This window comes from Desulfovibrio gilichinskyi (assembly GCF_900177375.1).
In the GTDB taxonomy this organism is placed as follows: Bacteria; Desulfobacterota; Desulfovibrionia; order Desulfovibrionales; family Desulfovibrionaceae; genus Maridesulfovibrio; species Maridesulfovibrio gilichinskyi.
Map to the genome: position 1 here is coordinate 39078 of NZ_FWZU01000008.1, position 17784 is coordinate 56861.

The window sequence follows — 17784 nt, forward strand, 5'->3', positions numbered from 1 at the left end:
AATTGAAATGTTAAAAATATATTTAATTCAGTTCATTATTTTTTCAATTTTTAAACATCGGTATGTTCTTTTCAGTTGTTCTTGAAATCTTGAAATTTTGAAATATTAGTGTTAATAATTAAAAATTACGTATAATTTGTTGGTGATTTTTGAAACATCCGGATCAATCTTCAGTTGTTAATTGGGAAGATTTTTAAAAAAACAATGCCAGTTTAGGGGGTTTTATGAAAAATTTATTGTCACTTTGTGTTGCTGCGCTGCTAACTGTTTTGATGGTTGGATCAGCTTTTGCTGATAAATTAACTGTTGCCTGTGATACCAGTTTTCCTCCTTTTGAGTTCAAAGATCCTGAAACTGGAACACATACTGGGTTTGATGTTCAGCTTTGGGATGCAATTGCGAAAAAAATCGGAACTGAATACACCTTACAGCCCATGGATTTTAATGGAATTATCCCAGGACTTCAGTCAAATCAGGTTGATGTAGGTATTGCAGGGATTACTATTAAACCTGAACGCAGCAAAGTTGTCGATTTTTCAGATCCATACTACAATGCCGGTATTCTTATTCTTGTGAAAGCTGGCAATACCTCCATTAAAGATATTAAAGATCTTAAAGGAAAAGTAGTTGCAACTAAACTCGGCACTACTTCAGCTGACTTTGTTAAAACAAACTGCGGTGCTAAAGAAGTTAAACTTTTCCCTAACAGTGACGCTATGTTCATGGAACTTGTTGCAGGCGGAGCTGATGCTGTAATGTTTGACTCCCCAGTTATCGGTGACTACGTACGTAAGGCTCCAAAAGGCCAGGTTGAAGTTGTCGGTCCATTATATCAGGGACAGTCTTACGGAATCGCTTTTCCTAAAGGAAGTGCTCTTGTAGCAAAAGTTAATGCTGCTTTGAAAGAACTTCGCGCTAATGGCGAATATCGCACTCTTTATGTCAAATGGTTTGGATCAGAACCTAAATAATATTTGTTTTTTCCTGTAATTTTAAGGGCGGCTTTATCGGCCGCCCTCATTCTTTTAAAAGGGTAGAGAAAGTATGGCATTCGTATTTGAAACTTCAGTGTTCTGGGATACTTTCCCTATGCTTATGCGCGGTCTCAAACTTACTGTTGAGATCGCTGTCGGGGGATTGTTCTGCGGATTTATACTCGGTAGTATTGCAGGGCTAATGAAGCTTGCGCGGTCTATTTTTACCAGAAAACTTGCCGGAGTCTATGTTGAATCAATTCGCGGTACTCCTATGCTGGTTCAAGCAATGTTTCTTTATTATGGAATACCTATGGCTGCGGGTGTTCGAATTACACCTATTACTGCCGGTATCATAATTATTGCTGTAAACTCCGGTGCGTATATTGCTGAAATCGTGCGTGGTGCTGTTCAATCTATTGACCCTGGACAGGTTGAGGCCGGGCGTTCTATAGGGCTCACCCGTACTCAGACAATGTGTTACGTTGTCTGGCCGCAGGCTTTAAAACGTATGATTCCGCCTTTAGGTAATCAGTTTATTATCAGTCTGAAAGATACTTCTTTATTGATGGTTATCGGTGTCGGTGAGCTGATGAGAACAGGACAGGAGATTACATCCGTCAACTTCAGGGCGTTTGAAGTATACCTTGCAGTTGCGTGCGTGTATCTTGTTATGACTCTTTCAATAGCCCAAGCTATGAAAATGTTAGAAAAAAAGCTTAACACCACCCGGAGATAGATCTGTGATTAAAATTAAGAATTTACATAAAAATTTCGGAAATCTTCAAGTTATTAAAGGGATTAATTTACATGTCAAATCCGGTGAGGTTGTCTGTATAATCGGTCCTTCCGGATCTGGTAAATCAACGGTTTTAAGGTGCATTAATAAGCTTGAGGTTCCAAGTTCCGGCACTATTTTCGTCGATGGTTATGACATTATGGATAAGCAGACTGATATCAATAAAGTCCGTACTGAAGCTGGTATGGTCTTTCAGCAGTTTAATCTTTTTCCGCATATGACTATTTTGGAAAACGTTACTCTGGGCCCGATCAAAGTTCGTAATATGAACAAAAGTGAAGCCAATGAACTCGGGCTGAAACTTCTTGATAAAGTAGGCTTGAAAGAAAAAGCGATAAATTATCCAGATCAGCTGTCAGGTGGGCAAAAACAGCGTGTAGCTATTGCCAGATCCCTTGCGTTACAGCCTAAAGTCATCCTTTTTGATGAACCTACTTCTGCGCTGGACCCTGAACTTGTAGGTGAAGTTTTGGATGTAATGCAGAAACTTGCAAGAGAAGGAATGACCATGATCGTTGTTACTCACGAAATGGGTTTTGCTAAAGAAGTTGCAGACAGGGTTATTTTTATCGATGAAGGAGTTATTCAAGAAGAAGGTAGCCCCGAAGAATTTTTCACTAAACCTAAGAACCCAAGATTAAAAGATTTTTTGGGTAAAGTGGTTTCGCATCTTTAGTCTTTGATAACATTGATTCTTTTAAGGCGGCTTCTCTAAGAGAGGTCGCCTTTTTTTTATACTTGTTAATAAAGTGTTGACGAATTCGGTTATATCCTCAATAAAATTAAGTCAGTCCTAAACCTTAATTTATTATGGAGTAACTCTATGAAGAAGTCTTTATGCTTAAGTCTCGGTGTTCTGATTCTTATGGTTTTCAGTTCAGTCGCATTTGCAGCAGATTCGCCGGAACTGCGTGGTACATGGGGAGGGCAGGTTAAACTTATAACTAAAGATGGCGACGTAAAAGCTAATAAAGCTGTTTTTGTTATCAATAAACAAGATGGCTCAATGTTCTCCGGCTATAAAATCTGGTTCGCAGATAATAATGAAAATGCTCTGACTGAATCTTTCTGCGGTATTATTGATGAGGATGGATCGCATCTGTATTTTGCTGAAGATGAAGACGGCTATACATTGGGAACAATTACCGGAAAACAGACTCTTTCATTGTATTATATAGAGGGTGGTAGAAAAGCTAAGGCAATAAAATATAATCTCGAAAGAGTGCGTTTTACCAGAGGTTTTATTGATATTGATAGCGATGGAGATAAAACTATAATTCGTTCCGAAGTCGTGCACGTATATCCCTTAAATGCTGAACGGATTATGCGTGAAGCTGACGTTAATAAAGACGGAAAACTAAGTAAAACAGAATGGGATAATTGGAAAAAAGGGAAATGATAAGTCAAAAAAAGTGATTTTATTGAGGCGTAATCATAAGGATTACGCCTTTTTTATAATGAAAAAACGTTAAAAAACTCTAAGTTATAAATAAAATACTTTTCATATTGAATTCAAAAAAGGAATCTTCTTACCAAGAAGATTTTTAATTTCGATTGAACATCACCTGCCGCGCGGGTTCATTTCTTTACATCTTGCAACGGTGCATGCTCCGGTTACATCTTTGATAGCAGTCAAAGAGTCAGCTCCTGATGCAATGGCTTCCACAATTTCTCTTTTCGTAACAGCAGAGCAGTAGCAAACAATTTCGCTCTCAGGTGCCAGCAAAATATCTTCGGTAAACGTTGGCATTAACGCTCCAATTTTGATATTAACCGATGTTTTGATAAACTGGAATTTACTTCAATCAAAAATCACTTCGTAAGAAAATATCCGATAACTGTTGTTGTTAAAAGACAGATTGAATAAGGAAACATAAAATGGAAATTGAATCCGGCCTGTGTTTATTTGACGCCTTTATCAATTAAAAAAGAGCCGAATTTTTTATCAATAATGAGTATATGGTTTCGCAGCCAGTCAGCGAGATATTTGAATATTTTAAGTGGCTCGAGATTCTCTTTATCAGAGTCATGCATGTTGTCTAAGGACGCTGCATATATAATGAAATGATTGTGCAACTTTTTGTGGCTTTCTATGTCCGGGTAGTCATGCTCTTTCATGAGACCTTCTTCTGTTGAAAAATGTTGCATGCCATATTGGCGCATATCGCTAACTAACCCTATTAACACTTTTTGCTCTTCCATACGTTCAATTGAATCACAGGCTTTGTTGATCATATCAATAAGTACCTTGTGATCATCGTCGATTATTTTGATTCCAACCGAATAGTTTGAATTCCAAGTAAGTAAAGGCATATTTGACCCCTCGTTTTGCATTTATAATTATACGTGTCTTTATGGTAAAGCAAGAAACAGCTTTTAATATCTTTGAAATAAGGAGGGGACTTTGCTCTTTAGATAAGAAGTGTTGTGGATTTGTTAAAGTTTAATTTTCTTGAATTGATTTAAATTGAACTTAGTGGTGATAAAAAAGATAAAATGTCTTGACAATATGACCTTTCTACTAGATAAGAGTTTTCTACACACTAGCAACGCGCGTGGATGCGTGGTCTGAATGTGACCGAAGCTAGTTTAAAATGAACAGGAATATCGAGGAGCAATGTGCATCTTGTACACTGCTCCTTTTTTTGTTGACGCGAAGGCGTCATCGTCTTAACAATTTTTTAGGAGAATATATAATGTCTAAAAAACTTTATGTTGGAAATTTGCCTTGGTCTGCTACTGAAGAAGAACTCCGTGCTGCATTTGAAGCTTACGGTGAAGTTATTTCTATCAACCTCATCGAAGATCGTGAAACTGGCCGTCCTCGCGGTTTCGGTTTCGTTGAAATGGATGATGCCGGTGCTCTTGAAGTTATCGACAACATGGACGGAAAAGATTTCGGCGGACGTAACCTTAAGGTTAACGAAGCTAAACCACGTGAAGAACGTCCACGCTGGTAGTTAAAATTTTCGAATTTTAGTCCGGTATCCGGCGCCCGTCTCTCTTTCGGGAGACGGGCGTTTTTTTTTGCTTTTTTTAATGTTTAACGAGGAGATATCATTGCCACCTAAGCGTAATTATAAATTTGAGAAACGTCAGAAAGATTTGGCAAAAGTGAAAAAGAAAGAAGAAAAGAAACAACGCCAATTAGCTAAGAAGCAGACAGGGTCTGATGAAAATGGTGAGGATGTTGAAGAAACTTCAGAAACTGAAGACACAATATAGTGATGGAATAAATGTCTGGTCAGAAGCTAAGAACTGATTCATCCGGTTTAATGTATATTTTAAACCGGATGAATTTTATTTTATAAGTCTAACTAATCTAAAAGAACTCATTTTTCAGAAAATCACCTTTCATTTACCGTTCTTAACGGCAGACAGCCTTTTTCTTTGTAATACGATTCATTACCCACATGGTTATTAGCGGCACTGTTGAGCCGAACATTGCAAGCTTGCCGATTACAGCCGGTTTATTTGGCCAATCAAAAGCTATGAACTGCATTGCTATTGCTGCAAGTATGAAAATAGTAAATGTAAGCAAAGACGAAGCTGCTCCCACATATTTATCAACTTCTTCCAGAACCATATTGTTACTGATCGGTCGGCTAAGTCCCAGCAAATAAGACATTATCACCATGGGGCATATAAACAATAAAGGTGTCGATCCGCCTTCAATCACTAGAAATGATGCCGTGATCAGTATGCCCAGTAAGGAAAATGTCAGAATTTTAAGCGGTGGAATACCTGAACAGAATCTGGAGCATGTGAATGAACCCAGCAGCAGGCCGAGTGCGATAAGTCCAAAATAGTAACCGAATGCTTGCTTGCTGACTCCGTAGCCGGTAATAAAAATATCCGCCGATCCACCGATGAATGCAAAATGGCCTAGAGTCATAAGTGAGAATGCTACGGTGAATATCATGTAGCGGGTATTATGCATTATGACAAAATAGCGCGACGCTACTGCCAGTAAACCTCCACTTGTTTTTTCTTTAAGTGGTTCTTTTAGTCTAAATGATCCATATAGTGAAACCAGTGCAAGGGTTGCCTGGCAAATAAAAATCCATCGCCATGAAGCAATCAGAAGAAGCCATCCACCGAGGGTAGGCGCAAGCATGGGGCAGAAAGCAAGAATTACGCCCATCCATGCAAGAATTTTCTGCCGCTGTGGCCCGTCATATAAGTCTTTAGACAGTGCCATTGAAAGAGTGAACGCCGCTGCCGCGCCTGCTGCCTGAATAATTCGTGCTCCAACCAGCCACGTTATTGATTGTGACGCCGCGCAGAGCAGGCTGCCGATTATGAAGAGAATTATTCCTCCAAGCAATACCGGTTTTCTTCCTATACGGTCTGAAAGTGGGCCATGTATCAGTAAAAAGATGCTGAAACTGATAAAAAAGGCAACAAGTGATATGTTGGCTTCTGCAAGGCTGATTCCCCAAATCGTTTGAAGTGTGGGGATGGCCGGTAAGTACATATCGGTAGACAGCGATGGGAATGTAGCTAGCAGGGCCAGCAATAAAAGATTGGGCATAGTTGATTCTCAGATATTTAGTAAATTTAAGTGGAAAGTTATCAGGCAGGTTAAGACCGTAGTCGTTTGATCTGTTGATTGTGATCATACATATAGAGAAGTGAAGGTAAAAAAAAGGTTAATTTTGATCACGCAAAAAAAAAGAGACCTGAGCAAAGTCAGGTCTCGTGGTATACATAAAATTTTATTAAGGGGTATATCGACTATTAGTAACTAAACTGACCGGGTAATTCCTCCGTCGACGCGTAAATTCTGCCCTGTTATATAGCTGGATTTTTTTGATGCAAGAAAAGCTATCGCTTCTGCAACTTCATCGACTTTTCCATAGCGGCCCATTGGAATACGATCACGTCTTTCATCTTTTTCAGGAAGACTATCAATGAATCCTGGCAGCACGTTGTTCATCCTGATGGAGCTTGAAGCGTACTGGTCTGCAAACAGTTTAGTAAATGCGGCAAGTCCAGAACGGAAAACTCCCGATGTGGGGAACAACGGTTCAGGTTCGAAACAGGCGTATGTTGAAATGTTGACGATAGATCCGCACCCCTGTTTAAGCATAATCGGAGTTACCAGTCTGGCTACTCTGATGACGTTCAGCAGGTAAACTTCCATCCCGGTTACCCAGTCTTCGTCAGTCATTGTGAGAATGTCGCCCTTAGGGCCGTGTCCTGCACTGTTCACAGCTACATCAATGCGTCCCCATTTATCCATAGTGCCGTTGACCAGAGCTGAGAGATCTTCAGGAACACGATTGGAACCGGTTACGCCGAATCCTCCGAGTTCTTTTGCAAGAGCTTCACCTTTGCCGGACGAGGACAGGATTGCAACTTGATATCCTTCTGCAGCTAATTTGCGTGCGGCTCCTGCGCCCATACCGCTACCGCCGGCAGTAATTATCGCAACTTTACTTTGAGTCATAATATTTTTCCTTTTGTGATCAATTGTATGGATTAAAAACGTTATATAGAATTTATATCAATATACTTTTCGTTTAGAAAAACTTGATCCGACAACCGAGAACGTATTTTCAACTATGAAAAGAACATTAGCATCGTGACTGAATGCTATTTCTTCTAATTTCTTTAACTGAACATTATTGACAACCGTCATCAGGATATCTCTTTCCTGTTTTGTATATGCTCCGATACCTTTTATAAATGTTCCGCTTTGTTTAAGTTTATGGAGAACATCATTACTGATCTCTTCTGCTTTGTCGGAGATAATAAAAACGACTTTACGTTGGTTGAATAGTGATAAAGTTTTATCAACTATCATAGCGGATATAAAAACTAGGATCAGTGAAGCGATGATTAAGTCAAGTGAGAGTTCATAGAAGCTTAAACTGAAAATAACGGCATTGAAAATAATATATACTTTACCAATACCTATATTGAATCTTTGGTAAAGATAAACAGCTATTACATCAAGGCCGCCGTTTGAACCGAGCGAACGCAGCACAACTCCGGATCCGAAACCAGTTATCAAACCACATGCAACACAAGCGTAAAGCTGGTTGTCGACGTGCATAGGAATGTTTATCAGTTCATAAAATCCGGTTGTTGCCAAGGTTGCGTATGCGCTGTACCAGAAAAAACGTTTACTGACTTTTATCCACGCGAATACAAAAAGCGGTACGTTAAGAATAAGATAAATCCACCCCGGTGAGAGGATTCCTGTTTTATAAAAAATTAAAGATGCTAAACCGAAAATTCCACCCGGCATAAACTGGTAAGGAACTGCTAGACTGCGAAGTCCTATTCCGGCAATGATGGATCCGACTGTAATAAGTATTAAATTCCACCAGAATGAGTATGTAAAGTCGAGACTGAATGAAGAACCTTTACCAAGAGGATGTTTTTTTTGAGACATATTACTTTTCTTTTTAAAGACTTAAGAATGAGTATAGTTAATTACTGCAATTAGCAGCAATTGCTGATTGCGACTTGCCATATCCGGCAGTTCTAACATGGACATAGCAGATTAACAAATCAAGCGGCGGGGGAGTTTTTTGATCCTGAGATATGTCTAAATTTTACTTTTCTTCCAGTATCCATTTATGATCTTTAATTCCAAGTTTTTTACACTGTTTTGTGGTGAGCCATGCTCCAGTGAAAGTGTCAGGAGAGAAAAAGACTTCTGCAAGTTTTGCTCCTTGCAGCTTTGAATCATAGAGATTTGTACCTAAAAGATTTGCACCTGTAAGATCGGCATTAATAAGGTTTGCCTGTTTCAGGTTAGCGCTGGATAAGTTTAGTGAATATTTTGATTTTAAACCTAACTCATCTAAGTTTCTGGTTACAAATTTCAACGCAATTTGAATGTCATTTCTGATCGCAGTTCCATTCTTTTCAATATTATTTTTTAGCTCTGGAGAATGAGTAAGAGAGGTTGCAGAGGGGGAGGTATGGGAAAGGTCGCGGATAAAAGCGCAAATAGTATCTAATATTTCTATTTTTTCGCCTTCAGTCTTTGTTTCTTTGGCTATGCGCCATAGTTCCGATAGAGCTGAAATACGTACAAAAATTTCTTCACTTCTAAGCCTTGTTAATGCTTCATTAATTCTGTCTGTGAACAGGGCTTGTTTAACTGCTGCAGTTTTGCATAAATATTTCTTTCCGCACCATAAAAAGAAAACTATTACTATCGCTTCAACAAAGGAAAGAGAAAAGGCTCCAAGAGTTAGCCCAAGGTGACTATCGGTATCTTGAGGTAAATTGGCAGTGTACTTAATAATCTCTTCCCAAAAACACAGGGTGAGAATAAATACAGCGAAAGTTGAAATTGAAAACCATTCAAAGATTCTCAATGCAGTTAACTTACAAGTAAAACTTTTTGTAAACTCATTTGATTTAATCATAATATGATTCATATTTTTAAGTTGCAAACTGTATATAAACACAAAAATAAATAAATTTGCAATCTTCGCTTAATTTTAATTAAGCTATGTATTTAAAATAACCTTATTATTAATTTATGCCCATCAAGACATAGTTTTTGTTTTCATGTTTATCACTGAATTATATTGTCTTTCAAGCTGAAATTAGCTCAGAAAATACGGAATAGTCCGGTCACAAAGTCTTGATATCAATGCTCCGTCATGACTGATGACAAGAAGTCCTAAGTTCCTTTTTTTTGCAACTCCCAGCACAACTTTCCATATTGCGGCCTGAGTAAGCGCGTCCAGCATTGAAGTCATTTCATCACAGAGTAAATATTTTACTTTGGGATTTAAAGCTCTGGCGAGACATATTCTCTGAAGTTCTCCGCCGGAAAGTTCGTGTGGATAACGTTCCAGCCATGCATTATTTATAGATAACTCTTCAAGAAGGTTTTTATCAGGCGTTCCCGCTTCGCAGAGTGTTTCTTTAATTTTCCAGCGTGGATTAACCGCAAGTTCCGGATGTTGAAAAATAAGCTGTGCAGGACAAAATTCATTTAATCGCAGTGGACTGCCGTCAATAAGGACTTCGCCTGCTTCATGGGACGATAGGTATCCTGCGAGTATCTTCGCCAGTGTAGATTTACCGCGACCGCTGGGGCCGGGAAGTCCGACAATTTCACCAGGAGCGATGCTGAGATCAAAATCTTCAAAAAGCCACGGTTTGTTTTTTTCGTATTTAAAAGTCAGGTTTGTAGCTTTAAGCATTCTGGCACCTTACCCGTCCGCCATTAAATTCGCGTAATTCCGGCAAAACTTCTCCGCACAGGTCACCGCGTTCGCAGCATGTTGCGCTGAACGGGCAACCTCCATTGTTTGCAGCATGTATTTTTTCCGGCAGGTCATTTACAAAATTATTTGTAGGAAGTGCGGCCCATAGAGCTTGCGAATAAGGATGGCGAAGTTTGTTTTCGCCATAGAAATCACTCGCAAAGGCTTCTTCAACCGTAACACCTCCGCAAAAAACTGTGACCTTGTCTGCAACCTGAAGAGCGGCCTCAATGTCGTGTGTAATCAGCAGCACTGCTTTGCCGCAGTCAGCAAGCTGGCGCAGATGTTCGAGTGTTTCCTTTGCGGTATCTTCATCAAGGCCGTTGGTAGGTTCATCTGCTAAAATAAGGCTTGCTCCGCCTATGGTAGCCGTAGCTGTCAGAATCCTGCGGGCCATTCCTCCTGACAGTTGAAAAGGGAAATGCTTGGCCACTTCTTCATCTAATTTATAACGTTTTAGAGCTTTGATAGTTGAAGACCACGAAGATTTTGCGGCGATACCGCTAAGCTCCGCTGCGCGGGATATCTGAACCCCGACGTGGAGTAACGGATTTAGATAGGCCACAGATTGCGGAACAAGGGCAATTTCTCTGCCTCGCAGGCGGACCATTTCTTTAGGCGTCAGCTCCATTCCCTTAAATGAAAGTGAGCCTGTTACTTGGGCGTTTCTTGGAAGAATGCCGAGCAGAGCATGTGCAAGCAGACTCTTACCTGCACCGGATTGTCCTACCACGGCAACGACTTCTCCGGCTTTTACAGATAAATCTAAACTGCGTATGGCGCATACTTCCTGCTTTTTAAGTCCGAATGAATAGTTTGAAAAACATATCGAAAGCTGCTTTACGTCTAGCATGTAAAACCTTCCTATTCTCTACAGGTTCTAGGGTCTAATAAAGCGCGAACATTGGTTCCTAAGATGTCAAAAGCTTTAACTGTAATAACAAGGGCAATTCCCGGAGTTACTGCGAGCCACCACATTCCCATTGAAAGGTAGCGCATGGATTCCGCAAGTAATACTCCGATTGCAGGAGTGTGCGGGGACATCCCGAAACCTAGGAATGTGAGCGCAGCAGCATGCAAAATTGCATGAGGAAACAGAAGAAGCAGCCCGACCATAAATTGCGGTGCTACATGCGGAAGCATATGATGTTTTGCAATAAAGAAAGGGCTTTTCCCGAGTTGCTTTGACATTTGAATATATTCTGCCGAGCGAAGTTGCATCACTTCCGCTCTGATTACTCTGGTCAGGGCCGGCCAGTGTGAGGCCGCAACCGCGATGAGAACACCTTTGGCTCCGCCTCCGCAGGCAAAGGATATAAGTATTAGAAGAACCAGATGCGGAGTTGCTATGAAGATATCGACAAGCCAAGTGATAATGCTGTCAACAGTTTTGCCCATGGTCGCAGCGGCAAGGCCGAATATTAAAGCTATGACTGACGAACACGTTGCTGCCGAAAGGCCGACGCCGAGGCTTATTCTAATTCCTTTTAAAGTTCTGGCGAGCATGTCTCTTCCAAGCCAGTCGGTACCGAACGGGTGAGGGAAGCTGGGTGATAGTTTACGGGAACCTAAGTTTGTTACTTCCCCTTGGCTTCCGTAGAGCCACGCAGAAATGAAAACTATTGAAAAGAAAATAAGGCAGCCGATTATGATTGCGATGGTTCTGCTTCTGCGGTCATGAAGTTTGAGTGCGTGAATCATTATGCTGCGCTCCATTTTTTCCGCATTCTGGGGTCGACTATCAGGTAAATGAGGTCAGCAACGGTATTGCCGATAAAAACAAAAGTGGCACTGAAGAGAACTATTCCTAAAAGTAAAGGCACATCACCTCTGTAACCGGCTTCGACAGTAGCCCTTCCTAATCCCGGATATGAAAAAACCTGTTCTGCTAAAACTGCGCCGCCGAATAATTCGCCAAGCGATGCAAATTGAAGCGTTACAGCTGGGATCGCAACGTTTCGCAGGGCATGACGGAAGGCAATCCCCAGATCTTTCTCGCCTTGAGCTCTTGCAAACAGGGCATAATCGCTGTGCATTGCCTCAACCGTTTTTTCACGGGTGTGAAGAGTAATCTGGGCAATTCCGACCAGCGAAAGAGTTATTGCCGGAAGTATGAGGTGATGAATTCTTTGAAATAGTGTGGCTTCCATTTCGCTTGATCCTACAGGCCATGCACAGCAAACCGGAGTCCAGCCCAGCTGAACCGAAAACACTGTGAGCAAGACTATCCCGACCCAGAATGTCGGCGTGGAGGCCATGGTATACGCATATAAACGAATTGCTTTATCCAGCGCAGAGTCTTCGAACGCTCCGGCAAGTACGCCGAGAATAAAACCCAATCCGCCCGATAACAGCCACGCTACGGACATCAGCCAAAATGAAGTTACAAACCGTTTTTTTAAGACTGAAATGACAGGTTCGTTAAAAATTGTGGATTTTCCAAGATTGCCTTTTATTACCTGTTCGCCCCATTTAAAAAATCTTGTTATGGGAGGCTGGTTGAGCCCCCATCTCTGAGCGATTACTTCGCGTTGTTCCGGTGAAATTTTCAGTATTGACGGCCCGAGGTAAGCATCAATCGGATCAATGGGGGAAAAGCTGACCAATGTATATGACAGTATTGCAACTGCAATGAGTAGCAATACAAGGTGAACAGCTTTTTTTGCGAGAAACTTAAGTATTCTTTTTGTCATGGTGTACCGGAATTTCGGTCAGGAAGAAATTTCTTCCTGACCGATTTGTTCACTTATAAGATTATTCAGAAATCCATTTCCACTCTTGAATGTTTGTTGTGATCGGCCAGCCGTGACCATGCGGTTCCATTTGGGATTTGCCTACATCCAGACTTTTATTCACAAAGTAGGTGTGGTCGAGGTTAACCAGCCATGCCCATGCAGCATCACCGGGAACAGTGAATCCTGTTTTTCCATCCCATTGAGCTTGTTTCCAATATGGAATTGATTCCTCAAAGGATTTTGCGGTACGGGCCTGATCTAAATATTTATCAACAACTGGGTTGGAGTAGAATCCAGCGTTCCAGTACATAGGTTCAGGGCCGGAAGTGTGGTAAAGATTGTACATTTCGAGCGGGCTGTGATCGCCGAAACCGTAAACAACGACATTTGAGTTAGTCAGATCGTTTTTGATGCGATCCCAGCTTACACCTTTTGGAGTAGCTTCAATGCCGATAGGGCGGAGCATATCGGAAATGGCAAGAGCCAATCCTTGGCGTAAAGAATCTTTGGAGTTGTAAAGAACAGTAAATTCAGCTTTAAGGCCGTTCTTTTCGCGAATGCCGTCACCATCCGTGTCTTTCCATCCGGCTTTTTCCAGAATGGCGATAGCTTTTTTAGGATCGTTGTCTTTGAAACGGATAGCTGCGTTATCCCAAGGAAGATCATCAACCACACCGAAAGCGGGGCGGCCGTATCCGTCCAGAACACCTAGGACTAAAGCTTCTCTGTCAATGGCGTAGTTAATGGCTTTGCGGATGGCTATATCAGCAGTAACATTGTTGCCGATAGCCAATCCATTAGGAGTCTTTTGGCCGACATTTGGAACCATCGGGAACATTAAACCGCGGTTATCAACGCTTTTAACAACGTGCAGTTTCATGCCCGGTATGTCTTGGCGAGCAAGGTTGGAAGGTACGCCAAGTACGTCGACCTGTCCGGCACGTGCCGCCGCAAGGGCTGCATCTTCATCTGAAAAAAGGAAGACGAGTGTTTTAATTGAAGGCTGTTCTCCGTAATATTTATCATTGGCTTCAACTATCAACTGCTGTCCTTCGTCCCAGCGAACAAGCTTGTACGGGCCTGATCCTATTGGATTACGACCATAATTTGGACCGTAAAGTTTTGCAGGGACAATTCCTAATGTAATCAGATGCTGAATAAATGTAATGTCCGGCTCTTTAAGCTTAAGGGTGACAGTTGAATCGTCCACAGCGGTTGCTGATTCAAGCGGGGAAATATCTACTTTTCCGCCGGATTCAAGTGCCTTATTGTATGTGAAGGCTACATCTTTGGCGGTTAGCGGTGAGCCGTCTGAAAAAACAACACCTTTACGGATTGTTACTGTCCATGTCTGGCGGTCTTTTGAAAGAGTCCATTTTTCAGCCAGGTCAGGAATAATGTTTAGATCTGAATCTCGTTTCAGCAATGTACTCTGAAATAAGGGATTACCATAAGCCCCCCAGCCTAAAAGCGGATCATACCCTTCAGCATTTTCTCCACCGACAGCGAGTACCAGTTTGTCTTTGGCAGCAAAGGCTGTGCAGGCAATGGTCAGCAAAAAAATGCTTAACACGAAAACCTGCAAGAGACGTTTTCCAGTATAAGTTTTTTTAAACACGGAGACCTCCAAGATTGTTTTTTAAAAGTCATATGTATTAAATGTTACATATGTCAAGTTAGTAACACCTAAAGAGGTTGTGTTTTTTTATTTTAAATATTTGAATCTGATAGGTTTTTATCGTGATTTGTTGGAGTGAGTGGTGGGTAAATGTGATAGTATTGATTGATGAGGGTTATAGTTGGGGGTGGTGGATTTTTCTTGGGCGGATTGAGATTGATTATAAAAAGGTAAAGGACTCAAACCGTACAGCTTGAGCCCTTAATTCTTTTCGATTCTTTATCCATCTAATCTGTCTGATCACTTCAGTGAGTCACAAACAGGCCATACTAAGAAAGGTTCACCGGATTTAAATCCAACCCCGATAGCACCTTTATTTAGGTACAAAGCCATGGCCCAGTTATATTCAAAGCTGCTTGATGTGGATGACCAGTAGGAGTCGCCAAGATTAGTGAATGGATGTGATGCAGTAAGTGCAGGGTAGGCGTTGGAGGCATCTACTAAGCTTTCCAATTCTCTAATAGTTGGAAGCCTCCAATTTGTGGAGCCTTGCTGTTTGTTGAAATTTTGCACTTTTTCTAATGCTTGTTCCCATGAAACAAGTCCGCATAAGTCGGCTTTTTTAAGCCACGTAAGACCCGTAAGTAAATCTGTTGCGGTTTGCTCGTTTACTTTGAAGCGTGGACTTGGCAGTGGTTCCCCGTTTTGCGTGTCACGTCCTGCGTGGTCATAGAGTATCGTCTGTCCGGTGGCTGGAAGTATTGAGCTTTCACCTGCTACCGGCCATAGCAGGGAATCTTCGGACTTATGACCGAAAAACATGCGGCCGCCTTCAGTATGCACGCGCCAAGCATGGTCCGGTAATCCTGCGTAAGTGGTGCTGGACCAGTACCAACCTAGAAAAACTGAACCGAAAGGATGATCCGGCAAAGCTGGTTTTTTACGTGCAAAACTTATGAGGCTGAAAAGTTCCCGCCTGCTTGGCATTCGCCAGTCATTACGTCCTGCGAAATTATTTTCATTCATGGTGCTGATGAAATCAAAGCTTTCTTCCCAAGGTAGCGGGAATTCCGCCGGAGAGGAATTTGTCGTCCAGATCAGTCCGGTTAATAAATCTTGTGTAATGTCACCATCAGATTTGAATCTCGGCTCGGGCCACGGAATACCCTTAGCTAATTCACCGTCTTGCCCGCTGTTTTTGCACGGAATGATTTTTCCAGCAGAGTCGTAGCAGGAGCGTTGGCCTGTAGAGAGGGGGAGAATGGTTGAAATCTTTTTTGATTTATTTTGCTTATTCATGGCGGCTTTATTGTTAAGAGATGTTTTTCGGGATGTATGCTTTTATTAAAACATTGATTAGATGATTTGGCAAAAAAATGATTTTTAACGGCAGGCTCTTGAATATAAGAAGGAAAGAGGGTGATGATGTTTAAATTTTAAGTCAATCACCTATAAAATCACCTATTGTAGTAATTTCCCCAAAATTAAAGGGCCCAAACTTTACAGCTTGAGCCCTTTAAAATGGCGGAGAGGGTGGGATTCGAACCCACGTACGGGGATGAACCCGTAACTCGATTTCGAGTCGAGCGCGTTACGGCCAGACTTCGCTACCTCTCCTCATATATATAGTGGCTGAAAAAGGACTTCCAGCCTTGGGGAAGTGGTAGTCATATACATTCTTGATGTGAGACGCAAGAATATTCAGGCAAAAAATTGTGAAAGTTTTTGAAGTATGGGTGGAAATATTCGGTGAAAAATAAATTTGATTTATTTTCGTCTTTGCAGAAAAAAACTTTGCAGCATGGTCCTGCATTCGTCAGCGCGGACTCCGCCTAGTACCCAGAATTTGTGATTGGCGAAGGTCAGGTCTGTGCCTTCCATATTCGAGACAACTGCTCCGGCTTTAATATCCGGCGCACCGAAAATTATGCCTGCCACTCGTGCATGAATAATTGCTCCTAGGCACATTATGCACGGCTCAAGAGTCACGGCTAAGATTGTCCCTTGCGGTAATCGGTAATTGTTCAGACTGTTGCAGGCTGAGCGTAAACATTTAATTTCTGCGTGAGCGGACGGGTCGTAATCTGTGACCGGACTGTTGCTTCCGGTTCCTAAAATTTTGCCATCCTGCGAAAAAAGAGCCGCTCCTATGGGAACTTCTCCGTTACTGCGCGCAATAAAGCCCTGCCTCATAGCAACGTCCATCATGTCGCGCCATGTCTGGCCTTGCGGAGGTGTAACGGGCGGATTGCCGCGGATAATTATTTCATCAGGATTATTCATAATAAAATTGGAGGAAGAAATTTAATTCTCCCTCCATATAAGCTGTAAACAATTAGAGACAGATAATCTCGTCTTAAATAGACTTAAGGTAATTTACGCCGCCTTCAAGCAGAGCAAGCCCCAGAGTAGGCACGTTGCCTCTTGTCCATTTAGGGTGATTGGTGGTGTGGTTAAATGCTTCAGGATGCGGCATAAGGCCTAATATGCGTCCGGAAGGGTCTGTCAGGCCGGCTATGCCGAGCGGAGAACCGTTCGGGTTGGCAGGGTATTCAAGAGTGACTTCACCGCTGTCTTCATCGATATATTGCAGCGCGATGAGATTTTTTTCTACCAATTGCTCTAGAAGGGCATCAGTGTCAGGAATTATTTTACCTTCACCGTGACGAACCGGCAAATGTAGTGTTTTAATATTTTTTGTGAAAATACAAGGAGATTCCGGATTAGCTTTGAGATGTACCCAACGTGCTTCGAACCTTGCGGAATCATTGTAACTAAGTGATACCTGACGGGTGAAATACTCACCGCCTACAGCAGGTAAAAGGCCGAGTTTTACTAAAAGTTGGAATCCGTTGCAGATGCCGAGAATAATTCCGCCATCTTCAAAGAATTTTTTAATCTGATCTACAAGCGGGGATCCGTCAGCAGTTTGTGCATGCTTCCAGCGAAGGGCGGCGGCCTGCGCAGCTCCGAGGTCGTCTCCATCAAGGAAACCACCGGGAAATATAAGATAATTATATCCTTCAAGGCTTGTTTTGCCTGCGGCAAGATCAGAAAAATATGTGATATCTACTTCGTCAGCTCCAGCTTTTTTTGCTGCGTGTGCTGATTCCTGTTCACAATTGGTTCCGTATCCGGTAATGACCAATACTTTAACGCGGGCCATATATTTTCCCCTCCTAGGTTGACAATCGAAATATTCAGAGACTAGTTTGTCCGTGTTTTGAAGAGAGGAACATAATTGCGGCTCTGCTTTCCGTCAACAACCTATATTCCTCAGGACGTACCGCTAACACAAAAAAATGATGTCGGATACGCCTGAATGTAGGATGTTTACTGGGGTGGTATCGTTTTGTGTTTTTTTTAAATACGACTTTATTCGCTGTGCATTTTGTTTTATGTACAGTGAGCGTTT

20 protein-coding genes and 1 tRNA gene are annotated in these 17784 nt (G+C 41.8%); 6 read left to right on the forward strand and 15 right to left on the reverse strand.

The features are described 5' to 3' along the window. Positions 1-224 precede the first annotated feature (224 nt). The 4 genes from glnH to B9N78_RS17365 all read left to right on the forward strand — a co-directional run bounded on the left by glnH (position 225) and on the right by B9N78_RS17365 (position 3172). Positions 225-971, forward strand: a complete 747-nt coding sequence (gene glnH / locus B9N78_RS17350; protein WP_085104653.1) for a glutamine ABC transporter substrate-binding protein GlnH — start codon at positions 225-227, stop codon at positions 969-971. A gap of 73 nt (positions 972-1044) precedes the next feature. Then, entirely contained in the window at positions 1045-1713 is a 669-nt protein-coding gene (locus tag B9N78_RS17355) for an amino acid ABC transporter permease (RefSeq protein ID WP_085104655.1), read from the forward strand. A gap of 4 nt (positions 1714-1717) precedes the next feature. Next, positions 1718-2449 (forward strand): amino acid ABC transporter ATP-binding protein, encoded by a 732-nt coding sequence (locus B9N78_RS17360; protein ID WP_085104657.1) that lies wholly within the window; start codon positions 1718-1720, stop codon positions 2447-2449. A 147-nt stretch (positions 2450-2596) separates the two neighbouring features. Further along, positions 2597-3172, forward strand: a complete 576-nt coding sequence (locus tag B9N78_RS17365) for an EF-hand domain-containing protein (protein ID WP_085104659.1) — start codon at positions 2597-2599, stop codon at positions 3170-3172. 162 nt (positions 3173-3334) lie between these two features. Here the strand turns inward: B9N78_RS17365 and B9N78_RS17370 are convergent, their stop codons facing one another. Continuing rightward, positions 3335-3523 carry a (2Fe-2S)-binding protein gene (locus B9N78_RS17370; protein WP_085104660.1) on the reverse strand — a complete coding sequence of 63 codons (189 nt, stop codon included), beginning with the start codon at positions 3521-3523 and terminating at the stop codon, positions 3335-3337. Between the two features lie 152 nt (positions 3524-3675). Next, positions 3676-4086: a bacteriohemerythrin gene (locus tag B9N78_RS17375; RefSeq protein WP_085104662.1), complete on the reverse strand. Its 411-nt coding sequence runs from the start codon at positions 4084-4086 to the stop codon at positions 3676-3678. 383 nt (positions 4087-4469) lie between these two features. On the opposite strand from B9N78_RS17375, the gene B9N78_RS17380 reads away from it, so the two are divergent. Both B9N78_RS17380 and B9N78_RS17385 read left to right on the forward strand, forming a co-directional pair. Further along, complete coding sequence (locus B9N78_RS17380; protein ID WP_085104663.1) at positions 4470-4733, forward strand: RNA recognition motif domain-containing protein; 264 nt, start codon at positions 4470-4472, stop codon at positions 4731-4733. Positions 4734-4833: 100 nt separating this feature from the next. Continuing rightward, positions 4834-4998 (forward strand): hypothetical protein, encoded by a 165-nt coding sequence (locus B9N78_RS17385; RefSeq protein ID WP_245805587.1) that lies wholly within the window; start codon positions 4834-4836, stop codon positions 4996-4998. Between the two features lie 142 nt (positions 4999-5140). Here B9N78_RS17385 and B9N78_RS17390 read toward each other — a convergent pair whose 3' ends face one another. From B9N78_RS17390 to B9N78_RS17450, 13 genes are all read right to left on the reverse strand, one after another. Next, positions 5141-6307 carry a Bcr/CflA family efflux MFS transporter gene (locus B9N78_RS17390; RefSeq protein ID WP_085104667.1) on the reverse strand — a complete coding sequence of 389 codons (1167 nt, stop codon included), beginning with the start codon at positions 6305-6307 and terminating at the stop codon, positions 5141-5143. Between the two features lie 213 nt (positions 6308-6520). After that, entirely contained in the window at positions 6521-7225 is a 705-nt protein-coding gene (locus B9N78_RS17395; protein ID WP_085104669.1) for an SDR family oxidoreductase, read from the reverse strand. Between the two features lie 57 nt (positions 7226-7282). After that, positions 7283-8176 (reverse strand): YitT family protein, encoded by an 894-nt coding sequence (locus tag B9N78_RS17400; RefSeq protein ID WP_085104671.1) that lies wholly within the window; start codon positions 8174-8176, stop codon positions 7283-7285. Positions 8177-8339: 163 nt separating this feature from the next. Continuing rightward, positions 8340-9164 (reverse strand): pentapeptide repeat-containing protein, encoded by an 825-nt coding sequence (locus B9N78_RS17405; protein WP_085104673.1) that lies wholly within the window; start codon positions 9162-9164, stop codon positions 8340-8342. Between the two features lie 183 nt (positions 9165-9347). Next, the gene (locus tag B9N78_RS17410; RefSeq protein ID WP_085104675.1) at positions 9348-9953 is read right to left on the reverse strand and encodes an ABC transporter ATP-binding protein; all 606 of its coding nucleotides are present in this window, start codon (positions 9951-9953) and stop codon (positions 9348-9350) included. After that, on the reverse strand, positions 9946-10869 hold the full coding sequence (locus B9N78_RS17415; protein WP_085104677.1) for an ATP-binding cassette domain-containing protein: 924 nt from the start codon (positions 10867-10869) through the stop codon (positions 9946-9948). Before B9N78_RS17415 ends, B9N78_RS17410 begins: the two co-directional genes overlap by 8 nt. An 11-nt stretch (positions 10870-10880) precedes the next feature. Beyond that, a complete protein-coding gene (locus B9N78_RS17420) occupies positions 10881-11732 on the reverse strand; it encodes an ABC transporter permease (protein WP_085104679.1) in 852 nt (283 codons plus the stop codon). Then, complete coding sequence (locus B9N78_RS17425) at positions 11717-12709, reverse strand: ABC transporter permease (protein WP_085104681.1); 993 nt, start codon at positions 12707-12709, stop codon at positions 11717-11719. Before B9N78_RS17425 ends, B9N78_RS17420 begins: the two co-directional genes overlap by 16 nt. Before the next feature lie 61 nt (positions 12710-12770). Next, the gene (locus B9N78_RS17430; protein WP_085104683.1) at positions 12771-14369 is read right to left on the reverse strand and encodes an ABC transporter substrate-binding protein; all 1599 of its coding nucleotides are present in this window, start codon (positions 14367-14369) and stop codon (positions 12771-12773) included. Positions 14370-14669: 300 nt separating this feature from the next. Continuing rightward, positions 14670-15668: an Lcl C-terminal domain-containing protein gene (locus tag B9N78_RS17435; RefSeq protein ID WP_085104685.1), complete on the reverse strand. Its 999-nt coding sequence runs from the start codon at positions 15666-15668 to the stop codon at positions 14670-14672. 223 nt (positions 15669-15891) lie between these two features. Next, positions 15892-15986: transfer RNA gene (locus tag B9N78_RS17440), tRNA-Ser, on the reverse strand. 150 nt (positions 15987-16136) lie between these two features. Continuing rightward, entirely contained in the window at positions 16137-16652 is a 516-nt protein-coding gene (locus B9N78_RS17445; protein WP_085104687.1) for a nucleoside deaminase, read from the reverse strand. 73 nt (positions 16653-16725) lie between these two features. Further along, positions 16726-17535 (reverse strand): phosphoribosylformylglycinamidine synthase subunit PurQ, encoded by an 810-nt coding sequence (locus B9N78_RS17450; protein ID WP_085104689.1) that lies wholly within the window; start codon positions 17533-17535, stop codon positions 16726-16728. Positions 17536-17784 lie beyond the last annotated feature (249 nt).

What these genes read in the sequence shown, in the direction of transcription:
- B9N78_RS17420 (WP_085104679.1), bottom strand. Translation starts at nt 11,732, where the DNA reads ATGGAGCGCAGCATAATGATTCACGCACTCAAACTTCATGACCGCAGA.
- B9N78_RS17410 (WP_085104675.1), bottom strand. Translation starts at nt 9,953, where the DNA reads ATGCTTAAAGCTACAAACCTGACTTTTAAATACGAAAAAAACAAACCG.
- B9N78_RS17380 (WP_085104663.1), top strand. Translation starts at nt 4,470, where the DNA reads ATGTCTAAAAAACTTTATGTTGGAAATTTGCCTTGGTCTGCTACTGAA.
- B9N78_RS17400 (WP_085104671.1), bottom strand. Translation starts at nt 8,176, where the DNA reads ATGTCTCAAAAAAAACATCCTCTTGGTAAAGGTTCTTCATTCAGTCTC.
- B9N78_RS17365 (WP_085104659.1), top strand. Translation starts at nt 2,597, where the DNA reads ATGAAGAAGTCTTTATGCTTAAGTCTCGGTGTTCTGATTCTTATGGTT.
- B9N78_RS17415 (WP_085104677.1), bottom strand. Translation starts at nt 10,869, where the DNA reads ATGCTAGACGTAAAGCAGCTTTCGATATGTTTTTCAAACTATTCATTC.
- B9N78_RS17450 (WP_085104689.1), bottom strand. Translation starts at nt 17,535, where the DNA reads ATGGCCCGCGTTAAAGTATTGGTCATTACCGGATACGGAACCAATTGT.
- B9N78_RS17395 (WP_085104669.1), bottom strand. Translation starts at nt 7,225, where the DNA reads ATGACTCAAAGTAAAGTTGCGATAATTACTGCCGGCGGTAGCGGTATG.
- B9N78_RS17425 (WP_085104681.1), bottom strand. Translation starts at nt 12,709, where the DNA reads ATGACAAAAAGAATACTTAAGTTTCTCGCAAAAAAAGCTGTTCACCTT.
- B9N78_RS17375 (WP_085104662.1), bottom strand. Translation starts at nt 4,086, where the DNA reads ATGCCTTTACTTACTTGGAATTCAAACTATTCGGTTGGAATCAAAATA.
- B9N78_RS17405 (WP_085104673.1), bottom strand. Translation starts at nt 9,164, where the DNA reads ATGATTAAATCAAATGAGTTTACAAAAAGTTTTACTTGTAAGTTAACT.
- B9N78_RS17370 (WP_085104660.1), bottom strand. Translation starts at nt 3,523, where the DNA reads ATGCCAACGTTTACCGAAGATATTTTGCTGGCACCTGAGAGCGAAATT.
- B9N78_RS17445 (WP_085104687.1), bottom strand. Translation starts at nt 16,652, where the DNA reads ATGAATAATCCTGATGAAATAATTATCCGCGGCAATCCGCCCGTTACA.
- B9N78_RS17355 (WP_085104655.1), top strand. Translation starts at nt 1,045, where the DNA reads ATGGCATTCGTATTTGAAACTTCAGTGTTCTGGGATACTTTCCCTATG.
- B9N78_RS17390 (WP_085104667.1), bottom strand. Translation starts at nt 6,307, where the DNA reads ATGCCCAATCTTTTATTGCTGGCCCTGCTAGCTACATTCCCATCGCTG.
- glnH (WP_085104653.1), top strand. Translation starts at nt 225, where the DNA reads ATGAAAAATTTATTGTCACTTTGTGTTGCTGCGCTGCTAACTGTTTTG.
- B9N78_RS17435 (WP_085104685.1), bottom strand. Translation starts at nt 15,668, where the DNA reads ATGAATAAGCAAAATAAATCAAAAAAGATTTCAACCATTCTCCCCCTC.